Annotated in this window: 13 protein-coding genes; 5 read left to right on the top strand and 8 right to left on the bottom strand. The window is 55.2% G+C overall.

Annotated elements, in window-relative coordinates; translation table 11 throughout:
• Positions 1–10: 10 nt before the first annotated feature.
• From ACIX8_RS23670 to ACIX8_RS23660, 3 genes are all read right to left on the bottom strand, one after another.
• On the bottom strand, positions 11–361 hold the full coding sequence (locus tag ACIX8_RS23670) for a carboxypeptidase-like regulatory domain-containing protein (protein WP_014267934.1): 351 nt from the start codon (positions 359–361) through the stop codon (positions 11–13).
• Positions 362–448: 87 nt separating this feature from the next.
• On the bottom strand, positions 449–1,237 hold the full coding sequence (locus tag ACIX8_RS24955) for a carotenoid biosynthesis protein (RefSeq protein ID WP_052310688.1): 789 nt from the start codon (positions 1,235–1,237) through the stop codon (positions 449–451).
• Between the two features lie 201 nt (positions 1,238–1,438).
• Positions 1,439–2,701 carry a glycosyltransferase gene (locus ACIX8_RS23660; protein ID WP_014267932.1) on the bottom strand — a complete coding sequence of 421 codons (1,263 nt, stop codon included), beginning with the start codon at positions 2,699–2,701 and terminating at the stop codon, positions 1,439–1,441.
• A 649-nt stretch (positions 2,702–3,350) separates the two neighbouring features.
• On the opposite strand from ACIX8_RS23660, the gene ACIX8_RS26670 reads away from it, so the two are divergent.
• The gene (locus tag ACIX8_RS26670) at positions 3,351–4,100 is read left to right on the top strand and encodes a helix-turn-helix domain-containing protein (RefSeq protein WP_052310687.1); all 750 of its coding nucleotides are present in this window, start codon (positions 3,351–3,353) and stop codon (positions 4,098–4,100) included.
• 248 nt (positions 4,101–4,348) lie between these two features.
• Positions 4,349–5,623 carry a glycosyltransferase gene (locus tag ACIX8_RS23650; RefSeq protein WP_014267929.1) on the top strand — a complete coding sequence of 425 codons (1,275 nt, stop codon included), beginning with the start codon at positions 4,349–4,351 and terminating at the stop codon, positions 5,621–5,623.
• A 131-nt stretch (positions 5,624–5,754) separates the two neighbouring features.
• Here ACIX8_RS23650 and ACIX8_RS23645 read toward each other — a convergent pair whose 3' ends face one another.
• Together ACIX8_RS23645 and ACIX8_RS23640 are read right to left on the bottom strand one after the other, a co-directional pair.
• Complete coding sequence (locus ACIX8_RS23645; protein ID WP_014267928.1) at positions 5,755–7,440, bottom strand: hypothetical protein; 1,686 nt, start codon at positions 7,438–7,440, stop codon at positions 5,755–5,757.
• 162 nt (positions 7,441–7,602) lie between these two features.
• Complete coding sequence (locus ACIX8_RS23640; protein WP_014267927.1) at positions 7,603–8,046, bottom strand: hypothetical protein; 444 nt, start codon at positions 8,044–8,046, stop codon at positions 7,603–7,605.
• Between the two features lie 523 nt (positions 8,047–8,569).
• Here ACIX8_RS23640 and ACIX8_RS23635 point away from each other — a divergent pair.
• The 3 genes from ACIX8_RS23635 to ACIX8_RS23625 all read left to right on the top strand — a co-directional run bounded on the left by ACIX8_RS23635 (position 8,570) and on the right by ACIX8_RS23625 (position 11,765).
• Positions 8,570–9,064, top strand: coding sequence for a YybH family protein (locus tag ACIX8_RS23635; RefSeq protein ID WP_014267926.1), 495 nt, complete (start codon positions 8,570–8,572; stop codon positions 9,062–9,064).
• Positions 9,065–9,460: 396 nt separating this feature from the next.
• On the top strand, positions 9,461–10,504 hold the full coding sequence (locus tag ACIX8_RS23630; RefSeq protein WP_014267925.1) for a 3-oxoacyl-[acyl-carrier-protein] synthase III C-terminal domain-containing protein: 1,044 nt from the start codon (positions 9,461–9,463) through the stop codon (positions 10,502–10,504).
• Positions 10,505–10,550: 46 nt separating this feature from the next.
• Positions 10,551–11,765: a cytochrome P450 gene (locus tag ACIX8_RS23625; protein ID WP_014267924.1), complete on the top strand. Its 1,215-nt coding sequence runs from the start codon at positions 10,551–10,553 to the stop codon at positions 11,763–11,765.
• A gap of 7 nt (positions 11,766–11,772) precedes the next feature.
• On the opposite strand, the gene ACIX8_RS23620 is transcribed toward ACIX8_RS23625, so the two are convergent.
• From ACIX8_RS23620 to araA, 3 genes are all read right to left on the bottom strand, one after another.
• Complete coding sequence (locus tag ACIX8_RS23620; protein WP_014267923.1) at positions 11,773–14,655, bottom strand: beta-L-arabinofuranosidase domain-containing protein; 2,883 nt, start codon at positions 14,653–14,655, stop codon at positions 11,773–11,775.
• A gap of 121 nt (positions 14,656–14,776) precedes the next feature.
• Positions 14,777–16,363 carry an aldehyde dehydrogenase (NADP(+)) gene (locus tag ACIX8_RS23615; RefSeq protein WP_014267922.1) on the bottom strand — a complete coding sequence of 529 codons (1,587 nt, stop codon included), beginning with the start codon at positions 16,361–16,363 and terminating at the stop codon, positions 14,777–14,779.
• Between the two features lie 30 nt (positions 16,364–16,393).
• Positions 16,394–17,845 (bottom strand): L-arabinose isomerase, encoded by a 1,452-nt coding sequence (araA, locus tag ACIX8_RS23610; protein WP_014267921.1) that lies wholly within the window; start codon positions 17,843–17,845, stop codon positions 16,394–16,396.
• Between the last annotated feature and the right edge of the window lie 16 nt (positions 17,846–17,861).

Genomic DNA, 17,861 nt, shown 5'->3' with positions numbered 1-17,861 from the left:
GGGATACGCTCTAGTTGTTGTGCCGGCAGGTATCTTTCACCGTTTGAGCCGGGGCGAGATCGACGTGAGAGTCATGGCCAGCCGAAACCGAGAGCTTCCTGACGGCATGATGCGGTCCTTTTTCGACAATCTCATAGTCCGCGGGCTTCAGACCTTTAACCCGATAGCTTCCGTCACACTTCACAACGACTCCGATTACTTCTCCGTTGCCCACTTGGGTGACGATGATTTGGGCTCCTGGATCTCCAATGCCGGTGATGGCCCCCGTAGCCTCCTGCGCTGACGCAGATTGGTTAATGCTCACGAACAAGACTGCCAGGGGCAATGCGACGATGCAGAAACGCGATTTGAAGCGAGACATGAGCTCTCCTATTTGTTGATGGTTCTGGATAGATACGAAATAAATACCTCTTATAACTTGTCGAATAAATCGCAGTTCGCAGCCCAGCTACTCTGGAATGACAGCGATATTGGATTGTCGGTTCAGATAAATCGACGCCAGCGCTAAGAATGCCGGCATTCCCATGGCAAAGAGCGCAACTAGCTGAAGTGCCGGGACACGATCAGCAACAATATAGCGAACGGCATATAACGCATACACCATAACAGGTAACACTGAAAATCCTCTGTCTACAGTTGTTTGCTGCTTTCCATTCGAGAGAAGGCTCATCGTCCAGTAGATAAGGAAGGTAGTAAATATCCAGCCGAGATAGTTCTGACGAGGAACGCCAAAATAGATTCCGCCCCGCTCCCATATCCATAGGCCAGCTGCCGTATTTGCCGGATCCATCACCATGTCCCATGCCGTCATCACCATTGCCGCGATGAGCGCTTGCGTCGAACGCCCGAAAAGGGAGTTGCTATTGATTGCACGGGTCAGCACGCCCGCCAATCTCCAGGACGGATAGATCATCATGAACCAGGCCAGCGGGATGATGATGGGCACAGAGCCTAGTTTCGGTCCCAACAGGTTGCTGTAGTGATAGTGCCCATAAATCAAACCTGTGCGGACGCCGATCTCCTCCAGCGCAAAGGAAATGAAAGCAGATACTGCAAAGAAATAAGCTGTTGTTTTTTTACCTTTCAGGACGGCACAGTGAAGCAGAGAAAAAAGTACGAATACCATCGTAAACCCAGCGTGGCCTAGCTTTGGAAGGCGCATCCATGGCTGAACGGCATCTGCCAGTATTAAGTACGAAGTAATAGCGAAGAAAAGCCACGCCATTTTTTTCAACATATCTTTCAACAAGTACTCCTATCTATTTCAGCTATGAACTTCGCGAAGTCGAGGAACCGTAGGATCTTCTATGTAGGTCTGGTGGTCCAGCCATGATGGCTGGCACATCGAGCGCAGTGTGAACCATATTTATTCATTGCTACACGGTCCTCGACAATCTCTCCGAGATCAGGCTCACGACGCTCGCAAACGCCAATTCCCTCATCGGGGGAGGTTAAATGCCTGTTCCAGGATATCTGCCGCCACTTCGAGTCCGTTTGTCTTGGCGATTGCTTCCCGCATCTTGTTGGCGTTCTGTCGATACTCTGGGTTAGTTAAAACTTCGTCGATGAGAGTCGAAAGCTTGGGAGCCGTCAACTCTTGTAACGGCACATAGGAACCCGTCTTCGTATAAGCAATCCGCGCCGCCACGCCAGGCTGGTCGGTCGAAACCGGAATCGCGACCATAGGAACGCCTTGTGCCAGAGATTCAAGCGCGGTGTTGAGTCCCGCGTGCGTGATGCATAGTGCCGCACGCTTGAGAAGTTCTATCTGCGGCGCATTCTTCACGACGATGCAATTGACAGGTAACGAGTTGATCTTTCCGGGATCGAGAGACTCTCCAATGGAGAGGACAAGCTGCATTCCGGGCTTTGTCCCGACCGCCTCCGCGATCGCACTGAAGACAGATTCTAGACCGTTCTGTAGTGTTCCCATCGAAGCGTAAATGAGGGGCTCACCCGTCAAACGGTCCCACGGAAAGTTAGATTCAATCCGGCCAAGCCCGTCGTGAAGCGGGCCTGCGTAGTGAAACTGTGCAGGCCAATGAGAACTTTTAAAGTCGAATTCCTTAGGAGCCTGTGTAATCCAGGCCAGTTTCGAGAGCGAAACGAAAGGATCGCTCCAGTCGACATCCAATCCAACCTGCTTTGCATAATTGTGCGCTATCGACGTAGCTGGTTCATAAATCTGCATGAATGCCTTGAGACCGGCCTGATTTCTGGCCAGTGCTTCCGAGGTAGTCTCATGTTGCCAATCAACGGTACAGACCGGAGTAACCGCGGAGAAGTCAATGTGAAGAGCGTTTGAGACATGGGCATAGGGCATGCCGAGATGCATCGGAACAAGACCGAGTCCGTAGTCCGCCTGATCGAGAACTAATGCATCCACTTCAGCCTCCCGCAGAGTCTGTGGCAAGTTCTTGAACGATGAGCTCAGGCTCTTGGCGACCGACCTAAGGGCGAACTCCAGGGCAGCATGTCCCTGCAGCTTACTCAGTTGATCGATAGTTTTCCGCACGGAGCCTAATGGAAAATCTTGTTCGCAGAACGGGACATAGGGAAGGTTCGCCGCGATTACGAAGGGCTCAGTATCGAGAACAGATATGAATACTACGTCATGGCCACGAGCTTTCAACTTGCGGGCGAGTGTGGTCATTGGGTAGAGGTGCCCGGGCACACGGACTCCCAAAAATGCAATTCTCATCAAGTCTCCTATCTCCTGGTTGAACAAAGTTTTCGGAAATATTCCCCAACACATCTGTTTAAACAAAGTTTTCGGAAAAATATTCCCTAATACATCGATTAAATTTGACGGTGAGCAATAGCAAAACTGAGCGGGGCAGGAGAGTCCACCTGGCAACGAGCAGTCGAAGATAGCCACCCTCTGGTACGAAAGATTGCGCGACTTTCGCTTGAAGGGAAGTCAATCTAGATATTGCCGGTGGTCCGCCCGGTTTGCTTTGCACCAGTGACATAAGAGGCACACTGGAACACCGCTACTGCACCAGGAGCAAAAGCGCTAGTGTGCAACACGCATCGGCGTTCCCCCGGCGGCGGTAACTGATACACTTACTGCGTCAACCACCTGTGGCGCCAGCTCCATTGTGCCGACTTGCGTAGAGTATCCTCAGCGGCTTAGGTGGATTTTCGCCATCAAAAACAATCAGGCGAAGCACAATGCTCTGTCTCTGTGATTTCTCCATCGAAGGAAATTGGTCTTGGGCGTTAGTGTGAATAAGTCGTTTAGTTTGTTCCTGAACCACTTGTCCTCGCAGGCGACCTCAAGGGATGCGTTCGCTAGAGGTGTCGCTATCGAACCTTATTGTGGATCACGAGGTGACGGGCCGGAAACTATGTTGGACAATCACATCTTCACGATGTGTTCAAAGCATTCGTCCCGTTTTGAAATAGGTCATCGGGCGAATAACATGGTTTCTTACACGAAGGCGCCGGGATCAATTTCTTTAGTGCCCGCTGGCATGTGCCCCTTGATTCGTGCTGAGACGGAGTTTGATCTTGTAGTATGCGCCTTGGATTCCTCGCTGGTACGTGCTTTAGATTCCGAATTGGAGCATCGCCCAAAGGACGAGTTGCGTTTGCAGGTGAACCTCCAGGATCATGCCACTCGGCAACTCATAACGCTTCTCATTGCCGATGCGAACGAGGGCTATACAACTGAAAGGTTATACACGGAGTACCTTACACAGGCTCTGGTCGTGAGGATGCTCTACCTGGGCACGTCGGCTAAGCCGCAAACCAACAATAGGGACACATCCGGTCTGCCTAGACACATATTGCGACGGATCATCGAGCGCATGCGGTGTTTTAGTTGTGATCTGAGCCTCCAGGCTCTGGCGAACGAGAGCGGCTATAGCCGTGTTCATTTCATCAGGATGTTTAGAGCAGCGACTGGGTACAGTCCACACAATTACTTGCTCAATCTGAGGCTCGAACGAGCTCGGGAATTGCTGAGAAACCCGTCACTATCGCTTATTGACATCGCTCTCGATTGCGGTTTTTCGAGCCATTCCCACATGAGCCGCTTATTTCATAAGAGTGTTGGGGTCACTCCGAGTGCCTACCGCCGCAGCTTGCGGCCTTGAATTCACTGCTGGGCAAGCCCTTCGCGAAGAGCGATGTTACTTATCTACTCGCTGCCCTCAATGAGTGTGGCCGTGCCCGACGAAGCCGATATCCCCGGAAAAGGGTCCAATTGTGACAATAGGCTACTTTCCGGCAAGCCTCGCCACATCTACTGCCGTAATTTCGAATCAGCTGAACACTGCTTTGACGTGTTCCTGATATCAACGTCTGCGCTGCTTGTTCATGCGGACTATTTGAGGATGAAATTATGCGAATCGGTTTTCTTAGCCTGCCTGTACCTGGACATGCTAATCCCATGACAAGCCTGGCCCGTAAGTTCCAGTCACGCGGTCATGACGTGGTATTTATTTCCCTAATTGATATGGTGCCTTTTGCTGAGGCGGCGGGACTGCCATTTGTACCCTGTACGGAGACGATATATCCAGCCGGCACGATGGAAACATTCATACGCCACCTCTGTAAGTTGTCCGGTGAGGATGCTCTGCACTTTACCGTCAATACGATGATGAAGGGATATACCGCAGCGTTGTATAAGACCCTTCCGGATACACTCTCGAAAGCTGGGGTGGATGTGCTTGTCCTTGATCAGTATCAGCCTTATGTTGAATTGATACCGATGCACCTTCGAATGCCCTTCGTCCATGTGTCCAATGCGCTTCACGTTGATTACACGGGACGCACTCCTGTCTGTTTCATGGATTGGCAAAACGAGACTGGAGCTGATGCTCTTGCCAGAAATATCGAGGGAGTCCGACTCTCCAGAAAAATCCTGGAGCCTTGCACGGCCATGGCCCAGTCTTACGCAAGCGAAGTTGGGCTCTCCGTTGACTGGAATAATCCGCATTCAACACTTTCGCCTCTTGCCTGGATTACTCAGTGCCCTAAGGAATTCGACTTTGATAGCGCTCCCGACTTTCCCCAATTCCACTATGCCGGACCATTCCACGATGGGCACGGTCGGATGGACTTCGATTTTCCATGGCAGCAGCTCACAGGTGCGCCGCTCGTCTATGCTTCGATGGGCACGCTACAGAATGGATTGGTAGAAGTTTTTCGTTCGATCACGCAGGCTGCGCTTGGATTGAAGGAACTACAGTTTGTCCTTGCTGTTGGTGGCCAGCTCGATCAGAAACAGCTCGGAGACGTCCCTGCGAATGTGATTGTGGTGAGTCACGCGCCCCAAATCGAAATTCTCAAACGCAGTTCCCTGTGCATCACTCACGGCGGATTGAACACCGTCCTTGAATCCCTCTCCAGCGATGTGCCCATGATTGCGCTACCTGTAACGAATGATCAACCGGGTGTGGCAGCAAGAATAGCGAACAAGAATGTGGGCGTTGTTCTCTCTCCGCAGCAGGCGTCCCCGGCGGATTTTGTAACAGCGATCAAACGGGTGCTGGGAGATCCCACGTTTCGCGATAACGCTCAGAGAATGCAGGAAGCCATCCGCAGCACCGACGGTCTTTCGATTGCCGCAGATATTTTGGAAAGAGCCTTTGAGTTGGAGGAGCGGGAGGGCTAACATCGCCTCCCTATGCGCTCGCATAGAGCGTCGAAGACGATCCTTCGATCATTTCTGGTTTGGTCCTGGCCAAGCATGTAGGCCAGCGTCGGAACGGCCGCAAGCAGCGGCTGCTCCGACGCAAAGTACCCCTACCTGGAGTTACCACTGCTCGCTGGGAACAGCGGCTGCAGTCCGTTCGTGTCGCCCCCGAAGATGTGGCTTATTGTGCCTGGAGCCAATGATCCTGTATGGCACAGGAAGCACCCTCTAACATTGTCTGTGCTCTTTGTGCTCTGTGTGTACGTCTCCATCGTCGAGTTGGCGACGTTGGTTGATCCTGTGATTCCGACTGGAGGTGCAGTACCATTCGTCGTCCAGGTAGCCCCAACGAGGAAGTAATTGGAGCGGATATCGCCTTTAGGCATGAGTGTATTTACACTGTTATGAATTGAAATGAGATAGCTGTTAGACTCCGCGTTGTTGGGGCCCGCACCCCATGCGTAGACTCGCAAGGAGTCGCTGGGACTGATCGTCTGCTTGGCTGCAGCGATAATGCTCGCTTCTTTTGCCGTCATATGCGCGATATTAAACGGGGCGGTCGAACCCGTTTTTGAGAACAGCCAATTGCCGTCTGTGCTCTGAAGGACAGTTCCAGTCGTCCCGTCCGCCTTGGTATATGTGTATGCACCATTTGGAGTGTTCCCGAAGCGTTCGAACGTAGCCCAGATCATCTCCGGATGGTCTTTGACGCTGCCCACAATGTGCAAGCCGACCAACCCCAGCGTGGCTTTCCTCTGGCTTGTCTGAACCCACTTCTGTGGGTTAGACGTGTCGTAAACGGGAATCATGGCCGTCGTCGTGATGTAGTTGCTTTTCGTGGCGTCGGTTACTTCAATCCAGGAACTCTTTAATTCCACGGTGAGCGCCTGTTCGTCGGTAAAGCCTGGCTTCCCATTGGCGGCAGCATATTTCTTGATGTCGTTAAGCTCTGCCTGCGTTGTCGGAAATTCCGCGTTAGCGATGGCCTCATTTTTAACTTTTGTCAGGAAGTAGGCGTAGACATCGTTTGTCATCGTCAAGTAATAGACCAGGCCGTCTTGTTGCGTTTCCAAAACTCCGGAGCCTCCTGCCTGCCCCTGTTCCACGTTGATGATATTGCCGCTGGAGTCGATGAACACCGGTTCTCCGTTAACCATGAACTCCTCTGCCGTCTGGATCGTGTCCGTCGGCAAGGACTCACTTCTGCGAATCCCAGCAGACGGTAGCTCGATCTTATTGCCAGTTTTATCCTGAAACGCCAACCTGTGATTCGATGTGATCGACGCCTTGCTCACTTCCACGAGATTGCCTGCGCTATTAACGACAATCTGCTTTCCTGAATGATCGATAGGTGGCTCCATCACCTCGAACAGCTGGCCCGATTTGTCCTCGATGATCGGCAAATCATGGGGACCTCCTTTTGCGGCCCGCAGCATCATCGAATGAATAAACGAACCATTACTGTTATCGTGCCGGAGGAACGTTCTTTTGCCGCTGTCGGGAGGAGAAACATCATAGAAAGCCGCTGAGTCGAAGACGCGGCCGCCGCCCGACTCCGACGTCACCCAGAGGAACATCTGTTTTGCCCATGCGTAGAAGTTGCATGTGCTCCCTTTAGCAAAGCCAACGCTATTCGCGGGATTAACGACCCCGTCCACGGCAGGTTTCCCCGACTGGAACCATTGATCGAACGTCGTCGAAGAAACCGGGCAGTTGGGAGCCGCGTCCGAAGGAATAGTTTGTGCCGGAAGCAAGGTCCCGGTCATGATCAGCGCAATGACGAAAAGATATTTCATACTTGGTCTCCTGTTTTTAAGACAGAAACAGATCTTGCACGGTGCGGGAGGCCGAATCTCTTCGCCCTCCCGCACCGTGACAAATCGACTCCTTAACGCGCACAGGGCCCCGATGTACATGGGCCCTGTGCAGATTGTTTCGGCGATTATTTAAGCTAGCGATTAGCTATTCAGGATCATTTGCACCGTCAAATTGGGGTAGGCCGAGTATAGGTTGCTGGCGTGATCGTTAGCTTTGACCCACTTTCCGAAGGCAGCGCTATTCTTAGGATCTTCCACAGGCAAGGGTGGGGGGGCATCCACGAAGGAGAGCAGGGCATCGAAGACCGGGCCCATCGCGTTAACGAAGTCTGTAATGTAGTCATCGAAAGTGCCGTCGAATTCGGTTATCACCCACAGAGTCTGTGAGAGTCCCAGGAGGAACCCTGGCTCTGGAAGAAAACGCGCAAAATGTACCGTTCCTACTTTCTTCAATCCCGCCTCGATTGCCTTGGAATTTTCTGGGTCACCCAAATATTTCAGAATCGCTTCGTTTTTCCCCTTGGTGATGGTCAACTTCAAATTGAGGGGACTCTGAACTTGCTTGGTGGTGGGGGTGCTCGACATATTTCCCTCTTTCTCTATTTTGTATGTTTGATTTAGATACCTGAACGCTAACCTAAACGCTCAGAGCAGCAACTATAACTCAAGATTCGCGGAGGAGTCTTCAAAAATTTTGATTCGTAAGAAACTTTATCAGAGGCCGCAGTGGCGACACGTGCCCCCAGGAGACGCACAGTGGAACTGACCTCGGTATGACGATGAAGAGGATTCGAACCTGCCAGCCGTTCCATACAGTTTCCTGGTATCGAGTCCATCTTGCCGTCGTCGAAAGCGCCAAACTCCCCGCTGAGCTGCTCTGCGAGATTCCACCAGTTGAGAAATTGAAGCGTGGCGAAGCCGAGGTGTAATGATCGAGGCCAACTTGTCAGGTTCATCTGCTATTCACTATCCACCATCAGAATGAAGTTGCCAGGTCATACGCAATATGTGATGATTGCGTCCAACATGCCCACCTGGGCCAGATATTCGTTTGTGTGGCTCAGTTCCCTTCCGAGCGCTTTATTCCCATCAAATCGAGAAAGCTACGATGACTTATAAAACACTCTCTGGATACGCGGTTGGACTTTGCATCCTCTCAACGATCTGTCTATCGCTGGCTTATGCGGCAAAGAGTGATACCCAGACTGCAGATTTAGAAGCTCTTCACAGTATCGAAGCATCATGGCGCCGGGATGTTGCCGCTAAAGATATCGATAAGATCGTTAGCTACTATGCCGACGACGCAACACTCATGCTGCAAGGCATGCCGGCAGCCCATGGAAAGGTTGCAATTCGCGCGATCGCCGATGTTCTTTTTGCCGATCCCAATATAGCGATGGACTGGACTGCAACCTCAACCGTCGTTTCGAAGAGCGGTGACCTTGCGTACATAAAAGGGGTAGCGACGATGACGGTGACCGATCCAAAGACAAAGTCTCCAGTGACAAGCCGCTATAAGTATCTTACTTTGTATAAGAAACAGATCGATGGACACTGGAAGGCAGTGGAAGACATCAGCAACACCGATGCTCCTCCGCAATAACGCTGTTATCAGATCTCTACTGATTTAATTCAGTGTTCATTTTTTGCCTTCAATATTTCGTTTGATCCTGCAGGCTGCCGTGCTACTATTCGTGCAACGTTACCTTTTGTACAGGGCTTTCTATCAGACCCTTTTGCTGAGCTTTACTGAATAGACCTTGATTAGGCATACGGTCCCCATTACTCTCCCATAAATTCTATTTACTTAAATATCGACGTCGTGTCGATACCTCACATCGTTCTTAAGTAATTTCTATCTACCTGTCGAACGAAGGCTTACATGCGTTCGTGCAGTGGAGAATCGCTTTTTTGCAGAGTGTCAGGCGATGGAATTTGCAAGTCACCAGCCTTCCATGAAGGCTAGTGGCCTCTTCTGGCCTTTCACGAGGAGAAGACAATGAGAATTGCAGGAGTCAAGGCGGTCATGCCGTCACAGGTAATAGACAACCGCAGAATCAAAGCCATGGTGACGGAACAAAGCGTCGATCTGACCAGTGAGCAACTGCGCGATGCCCTCAAACGCATAGGGTACTACCTGATCTATTCGGGCTCGAATAAAAGACATTGGTTAGGGGACGGCGAAAAGCCGTTCGATCTTCTACAACAAGCCATCTCTGGGGCGCTCGATCAGGCAGGGGTCAGAAGATCGGATGTCGATCTCATCATCTACACCGGCGTCGATCGCGGCTTCCTCGAACCCGCAATGGCCTACATGGTAGGCGCTGCTTTTGGTATGCCGCAGGCCCATTGCTTCGACATTGTTGATGCCTGCATGAGCTGGGTGCGAGCCATCTTTGTGGCCTACAGCATGTTCGGCACTGGTCTGTATAAAAATGCTCTGATCGTCAACTGCGAATTCAGTATGCATCCCGGAGGCCGCGTTAATCCAGGGTGTTTCCACCTCGACAACGTCGATGAGGTCGAATGGAACTTTCCTGCATACACAGTAGGAGAGGCAGCCTCCGCAACTTTTCTGGTTCGCGACGACTCGAGGCCATGGGAGTTCCACTTCAGTAGCCAGGCCGATCTCAGCGATCTCTGCTCCGTGCCTCTGGAGGGTTTCGACCGGTATTGCCAGCCACAACCACGCCTCGGACGCAACGGTCCCAACCAGTTCACAGCTTTCGGTAACGATATGTTCCGTCTTGGAAAGGAACATGGCATAGAAATCTTCACGCGCCTCTCCATCCCTCATGACGAGATCAAGGAGATCTTTCCGCACGCTGCATCCAAGCGGTTGTGGATGGATATGGGGGCCGCGGTCGGCGTGGAGGACAAGATCAGGTTCATCTATCCCGATTACGGAAATCTTGTCTCAGCCTCTGTCCCTGCGGCAATCGCCATGGCGCAAGAAGAGGGAACGATTCAGAGGGGCGAGACGCTTGCCGGATGGGTAGGAAGCGCTGGTATGTCCTTCGCCTCGTTTTCATTTCAGTTCTGACGCTCTCCTATTGTTGCGAACGTAGCTTTCACAAGAGGAACACAGCATGAAGATGGCAGATTTCTCCAGTCCCTCGTTCTATGCAGATCCCTACCCGGTCTATGAACGGCTTCGTAAAGAAGGTGCATTCGTTCCTCTCATGCCCGGCATCTGGGCAACAGGATCTTACGCGACCACAGAGATGCTCTTAAGAGATAAACGGTGGGGTAAAGAATATCTTGCGTATGTTCACATGCGTCACGGTGAAGAACGCACGAAGGATGCTGCCTTTCAGACCGTGCATCGCTCCGTCCTGATGTTGAACCCACCGGAGCATACGTATATGAAGGGCCTCCTCATGAAAACCTTCAATGCGGAACGGATCGCCGAATTCAGAAGTAATCTGCAAGCTACTACGGAGCATCTCGTCGATAGTTTCATCGACAAAGGTTCAGTCGATCTAGTCAAACACTTCGCCTATCCCCTGCCTATTACTGCCATCTGCATCCTTCTGGGGCTGGACGAAGAGGAGACACTCTTTCTGCTCACGGAAGGAGCTGCCATGGTTCGGCCATTTCTCCGCGTCCTCGATATCGCAGAGATAAGCATGGACCAGATCGAAGCTGCCAATGCAGCCACGAAAAGCCTAGACGAGTTCTTCACCAGGAAGTTGCGCAAGCTTCGTCAGTCGCCTGGCGACGATCTTATCTCGACGCTGCTCACTGCAGAGGAGAACGGCCAGCGTCTGACGGATGAAGAGATTGTTGCGAGCATCTTTATCACCTTCGTCGCAGGACACGAGACGACCATCAACATGGTCGCAAACATTCTGATCAGCCTCTATCGCAACCCGGACCAGCTTGAACTCGTCCGGCAGAATCATTCACTGATCCCACCGTGCATTAACGAATGCCTCCGGTATGAGACCTCTTTGCAGATCACCAGTCGTCATGCCCTGGAAGACATGGAGTTCGAAGGCATCTCCTTCTCCGAAGGAGAGACGATCGTCATCTGCCTGGGAGCCGTCAACCGCGATCCGCAACGGTTCATCGACCCCGACCGTCTAGTCATCACCCGATCCGACCCAGGCTCACGAAACCTTGCCTTCGGGGCAGGCGCCCATTACTGCATCGGAGCCATGCTCGCTACGGCAGAGCTTGAAATTGCGCTCCGCACTTTGTTTCGCCGCATCCCCGATATGCGACTGACCAATCTCGACGATCTTCGCTGGCTACATCTAAGCACGGTGCGAGGCGTAGAGACCCTGCAGGCTGCCTGGTAGGGCATCGCTAGACCTGGTTCTTCATCCAGACCTTGGATTGAACCGTCCTCATGCGAATACGGCGCTGATTCGCAGCGGCTGCGGGATTGGCCCCAGCATTCGTCGTTGAACCCGGTGCGTAGTTGACGGAGGGATCTCCTGCAGTCTGCTCCCTGGGGACTTCGACGCGATTCATGCGCGCATAGTTTGGAACGGCCAGCATGGGCGTGCCGTCCTGCCACTTGCCGCTCATCGCCATCACACCGCCAAGCAGGTCGGGCCGCCACTCCATCTTGAGCGGAGCATCGCTCAATGCCTGTTCGAGATTGTGCTGGTCCGCAGTCTCCACGTTGTAGACGAGTGGGCCGTACTTCAGCGCGACCAGATCGACGTCGGCCTTGATGCGGCTGTCTGCTTTGACGCGCTGCGGTTCCATCGGCAGCTCCAGATCGATGCGGTCGCCGGTCTTCCACTCGCGCGTGACGACGGCATAGCCCTTCTCGATACGAGGCTTTACCTCGTGACCGTTGACGGCAAAGCTCTTCATCCCGCTGACCACCGGCGTCTCTGTGTACAGTTCGCTGGTGTTGCGGTCAGGAATGCGCACGTACACCGAGAAGGTCCTGGCTTCTTCTGGATTGACCGTGATGCTTACCTTGCCGCTCCAGGGATAGTTGGTCTTCTGCACCATCTCCACGTTCGTGCCCGCTACCTTGCCGACGTGGATGCGGCTGCCGACGAACATGTTGACGTAGAGTCCCTTGTTGCCCTTCACGTAGCTCCACGTCGGCATCATGAGCAGCGTGCGGGGAATGTTGCCGACACAGCACGGGCAGACGTGCCAGGGGGTACGCAGCGTATTGGTGAGCGGGTTGGTGTAGGCAAAGTTCTTGCCCGCCAGATCCACGCCGCCCAGCAGAGCGTTGTACATCGTCTGCTCGTAGAGGTCGGCAAAGCGGGCGTCGTGATAGGCGAGGTTGAGCTTGTACTGGAAGAAGATGAGCCCACAACTGGAGCAGGATTCGCAGTAGGCCTCATTGCGAAGCGAATAGTTCGGGCCAAACCCTTCGGAGGTTTCACCGCTGCCGATGCCGCCGGTCAGATAGTACTTCCGGTTGACCATGTTGTCCCAGAGTGAGATCACCGCGCTCTGGTAGTCCTTGTCGCCAGTCTCCGCGGCGATGTCGGCCATGCCGGAGTAGAAGTAGGTCGCGCGCACGGCGTGGCCTACGGCTTCGTACTGCTGGCCCGGAGGCAGATGGCTCTGGTCGTACTCCTGACCGCCGCGGCGGGAGTCGAGAAGGAACTTGGCGAGCTTGATGTACGAGTCTCCGCGTCCATTGCCTTCCATGTCGTTGACGAAGCGCCCGAAGCGGACGAGTGCCTGCTCCATCTCCTGGTGTCCGTCGAACCACGCTTTCTTCCCGGGACCGAGGTTCGCCACCCAGCAGTCGGCGAGCTTCTTGGCAGCGTCATAGAGGCGCAGATCCTGGCCATCGGTCAGCGTGTAGTGGTTGATCGCGGATTCGATGAAGTAACCGGAGACGTAGCCCTCGTGGTTGCCGCGTTGCGCGGGCGACCAGCGTTCCGGCCAGTGGCTGCGGTCCGCCAGCGTGTAAGCCGTCTGCAGATAGCCGTCGGGCTCGCGCGCGGCGAGGATGATGGGAATCCAGCGCTCCAACGTCTCCTTCATCTTGGCCTGGGCCGCAATGATCTCGGGATCTCCCTGCGGATCGACCATCTGCGCGATGCACATGGATTCCACCGTCTGGTGGACCCACGCATTGGCGAAGACGTAGCCCTTATGACGAGCGTGCGGTTCACCGCGAACAGCCTTGCCGGCTTCGATGAAGTTGTCGATGCCACCTTGTCCCTGCGTGAGGTCGGTGCGCTCGCAGTACTCGATGCAATGGGGAATCCAGCTGACGATCAGTGTCTTGGCACGCGCATTCCACAGCGGGCTATCGATCGCATACTTCTTGGTATAAACGACGTCGAGCCGATCCTTCGGTGGGGCAACCTCCGCGCGTACTTTGAGCGTGGAAGTGACCTGCTCCTGGCTGCCGTTGGCGGTCAGCTTGAGTACGTAGTCGCCCGGTGCGGAAAAGGCCGCGCTGGTGTTGGGCGCGGCAGCGTCCGCGAAGAGCACATGGCCGGGGCCGGCTTCCTTGGTCCAGCGAGCCGTGTTGCCCCGCGCCGGCTTGAGCCAGTCCGCTTTGCCCATGAGGTACGTCTCTCCGCCGAGTACGACCGTCCGGTCGATGCCGGCGTTGACGGTCGGAGGAAAGTCGGGAACAGGACCCGAACTAAGCACCTGCCACTCGAGGATGCCGGTGGAGTGCGTGCCGTCCGAGGCGATCTCAAGACGCAGCTTGTCTGTCTTTACTTCATCGAAGGTGGTGGTGTTGAAGGTGTCTGCGGCAACTCCCAATCCCTGGGCGTTTGCAACCGGAACGAAGTCGCTTCCGTTCCAGTAGAGAATCCGGTAGGACTTCGGTGCGCCTACGCCGCCGCGATCCATCCACCAGTAAACGTCGACCTTGTTCGTGGTGACCGGCTTGCTCCAGTCGTACTGCACCCATTGGGTATCCGTTTTGGGCCAGTTGCCGTAGGAGCCATGAACCTGATCGCGCGAATTGGCGGGGGTGTTGCCGTCGTTCAATGCGGTGAGGTTGGTGTCGCCGGAGATATAGAGGCTCGAAGGCGTGGCGACCTTTGCGAGATTGAGAGAGGTGCTGTCCTGCGCCAGGGCTTTAGATGGATGCACCGCAGTCAGCAGTGCGGTTCCTGCCACGCCAGCGAGGAAGTTTCGTCTGTTCAGAAGACTGTCGGACCCTGCGGTTTCGGGGAGGGCAACGGCATCTTGGGCCGTCGGGCGATTCATCAAGCTGTTGGAGAGTTTGCTAGACATATTGAGAGGTACTCCTTCGAATCTGCCGCAGGGTTTTGAGTATACGTTTTCTTTGTATGCGACAACGTATACGAAACTGTGAACAGCCTACATCGGCTGAACTGAAAGTGTCCAGATTTCCTTACGGTTGCTGTAGCTTTCCGTCCACAAGACGCCAGACCTGCAGTGGATTGGCATCCTGAAGCGACTCGGGCAGCAGGGACGCCGGGAAGTCCTGATAGCAGACTGGACGCAGGAACCGTTCGATCGCCATCGCACCGACCGAGGTAACGCGGCTGTCGGAGGTCGCGGGCGAAGGTCCTCCATGCACCATCGCATAACTGACCTCGACTCCGGTCGGGAAGCCGTTGACGAGAATGCGACCGGCTTTGCGCTCGAGGATCGGCACCAGTGTCCGTGCGAGAGCCGTATCGGCTGCTTCGAGATGAAGTGTCGCCGTGAGCTGCCCGTTCAGATGGTTGGCGACGGCGACCAACTCATCCGTGCTGCTGCATTCGATCAGCAGACCCGCAGGCCCGAAGACTTCTTCGAGAAGGTGCGGAGACTGAAGGAAGTAGCTCGCCTTCGTGCTGAAGAACTTTGGCTGGCCCGCGGTTGCCTCTGGCGCGGGCGCTGCGCCGCTGGAAAGGGCCTGGAGGCCGCTGTCTTTCGACCACTCATCGGTGCCGTGACAGTAGGCACGATGAATGCCCGTGTTGAGCATGGTGGTCGCGGCCTTGGCTTCGATGGCGGATTGCGCGGCAGTGCGGAAGCGGTCGAAGTCCGGGCTCGCGAGGCCGATGACGATACCCGGCTTGGTGCAGAACTGACCGGTGCCCATCGTGAGGGAGTCGATGAAGCCCTGCGCGATGGCCTCCGCGCGCTGCTTGAGAGCGCCAGGCAGAAGAAAGACCGGATTGATGCTGCTCATCTCCGCATAGACGGGAATCGGGACTTCGCGGCCTGCCCCAAGCGCGACGAGAATACGCCCGACGCGCCGCGAGCCGGTGAAGCCAACAGCCTGGATCGCCGGATGTTGAACGAGAGCTGTCCCTACTTCGTTGTTGCCACTGTCAATGAGGAGAGAGAAGACGCCTTCGGGAAGTCCGCTGTCGGCAACGGCCTTTTGAATGACGCGACCGACCAGCTCGGAGGTTCCAAGGTGCGAAGGATGAGCCTTGGCGACGACGGGACAACCTGCGGCCAGTGCGGAAGCCGTATCTCCTCCGGCGACCGAGAAGGCGAGCGGGAAGTTGCTGGCACCAAAGACAGCGACCGGGCCCAGTGGAATCTTCTGGGCGCGCAGGTCGGCGCGGGGAAGCGGCTTGCGTTCGGGAAGAGGCGTGTCGAGAGTCGCGCTCAGAAAGCGGCCTTCGCGCGCGAGTGAGGCAAAGAGACGAAGCTGCCCAGCGGTGCGGGCGCGTTCTCCTTCGACACGAGGACGCGGAAGACCCGACTCTGCCATCACGCGCTCGACGAGCACATCGCCGAGATCGACGATGCCTTGTGCGATGGCTTCCAGGAACTGCGCGCGCTGCTCCAGGCTTGTGGCCCGGTACGTATTGAAGGCCGCGGCAGCCAGGGCGCAGGCTGCGTCGACGTCGCTGACGGAGCCGCCACTGAAGGCGGGCTCCATCTCTGCACCCGTCGAGGGGTTTATTGCACGAAGCTTGCCTACCATTCCGGGAACGGCGCGTGCGCCGATCAACATCTCACCAGTCAACTGCATCTGTAACTCCTGAACTTCTATGAATATCTGTTAGCGAAGCTGCCGGCGCAGTTCGCGCAGGCGCGTATCCGCGTCAATGACGATCAACTCAATGCCGGCGATCTCCGCAAAGTCTTCCAGGTGCTCCGTGGTGAGCGCCTGGCTGAAGCCGGTGTGATGCGCCCCTCCAGCATAGATCCAGGCAGCGGCGGCTACCTTGAGACTTGGCTTCGGGAGCCATACTGCGCGTGCAACAGGGAGCTTCGGCAACTCCTCTTCTGGTGGGACGACATCGACCTCATTAACGATTAACCGGAAGCCTTCGCTCATCTCGACGAGAGTCGCTACGACGGCCGGCCCGCTGGGTGCGGTGAAGACAAGACGTGCCGGATCGGCCTTGCCGCCGATGCCGAGTGGATGGACCTCGAGCGACGGCTTGCCGGCAGCGATTGAGGGGCAGATCTCCAGCATGTGCGAGCCGAGGACCTTCGGCGTTCCGCTGAAGTCGTAGGTGTAGTCCTCCATGAAGGAGGTGCCTCCCTGCATGCCGAGTGCCATCACCTTCATCGTGCGTACCAGGGCGGCTGTCTTCCAGTCGCCTTCACCCGCAAAGCCATAGCCGTCTGCCATAAGGCGCTGGGCTGCGATACCGGGAAGCTGATCCATGCCGTGGAGGTCCTGGAAGGTGTCGGTAAAGGCGCCGAAGCCGCCTTCTTCGAGGAACGCCCGCAGGCCGAGCTCGATCTTCGCGGCGTTGCGGAGGGAGGCGGGGCGGTCGTGGGCCTTGGTGATGGTGTAGGCCTTGCGATATTCGGCGACGAGCTTATCGACCTCGGCGTCGCTGAACTGATTCATGCGCTCGACGAGATCGCCGACGCCATACCCGTTCACGCTGTAACCGAGCTGCATCTCCGCGGAGACCTTATTGCCGTCGGTGACCGCGACGTCACGCATGTTGTCGCCGAAGCGTGCGACCTTGAGGGTCTGCGATTCGTTCCAGCCTGCCGCGGCGCGGGTCCACGCGGCGATCTCCGACACGGTACCCGCGTCCTGCCAGAAGCCGACCACGACTTTGCGCGGCAGGCGCAGGCGGGCGGTGATGAAGCCGAACTCGCGGTCGCCGTGCGCGGCTTGGTTCAGGTTCATGAAGTCCATGTCGATGGAGGCCCAGGGAAGCTCGCGATTGAACTGCGTATGCAGATGCAGGAACGGCTTGGCCAGCGACTTGAGACCGGCGATCCACATCTTTGCCGGCGAGAACGTGTGCATCCAGAGCACGAGGCCGATGCAGTTTTTGGCGTTGTTGGCTTCTCGGCAGAGCTCGCGAATCTGGTCGCTCGTGGTCATCACCGGCTTGAAGACGATGGTGACCGGGATGGCACTTTCGGCATTGAGAGAAGCGGCGATCTTCTGCGAGTTTTCCGCAACCTTCGCGAGCGCTTCGGCTCCGTAAAGATGCTGGCTTCCTGTAACGAACCAGACTTCGAGAGATTTCAGATTCATCTTGAACTTCCTTTCA

It is taken from the genome of Granulicella mallensis MP5ACTX8 (assembly GCF_000178955.2).
Lineage (GTDB): Bacteria > Acidobacteriota > Terriglobia > Terriglobales > Acidobacteriaceae > Granulicella > Granulicella mallensis.
This window is presented reverse-complemented; position numbering and strand designations above follow the sequence as displayed.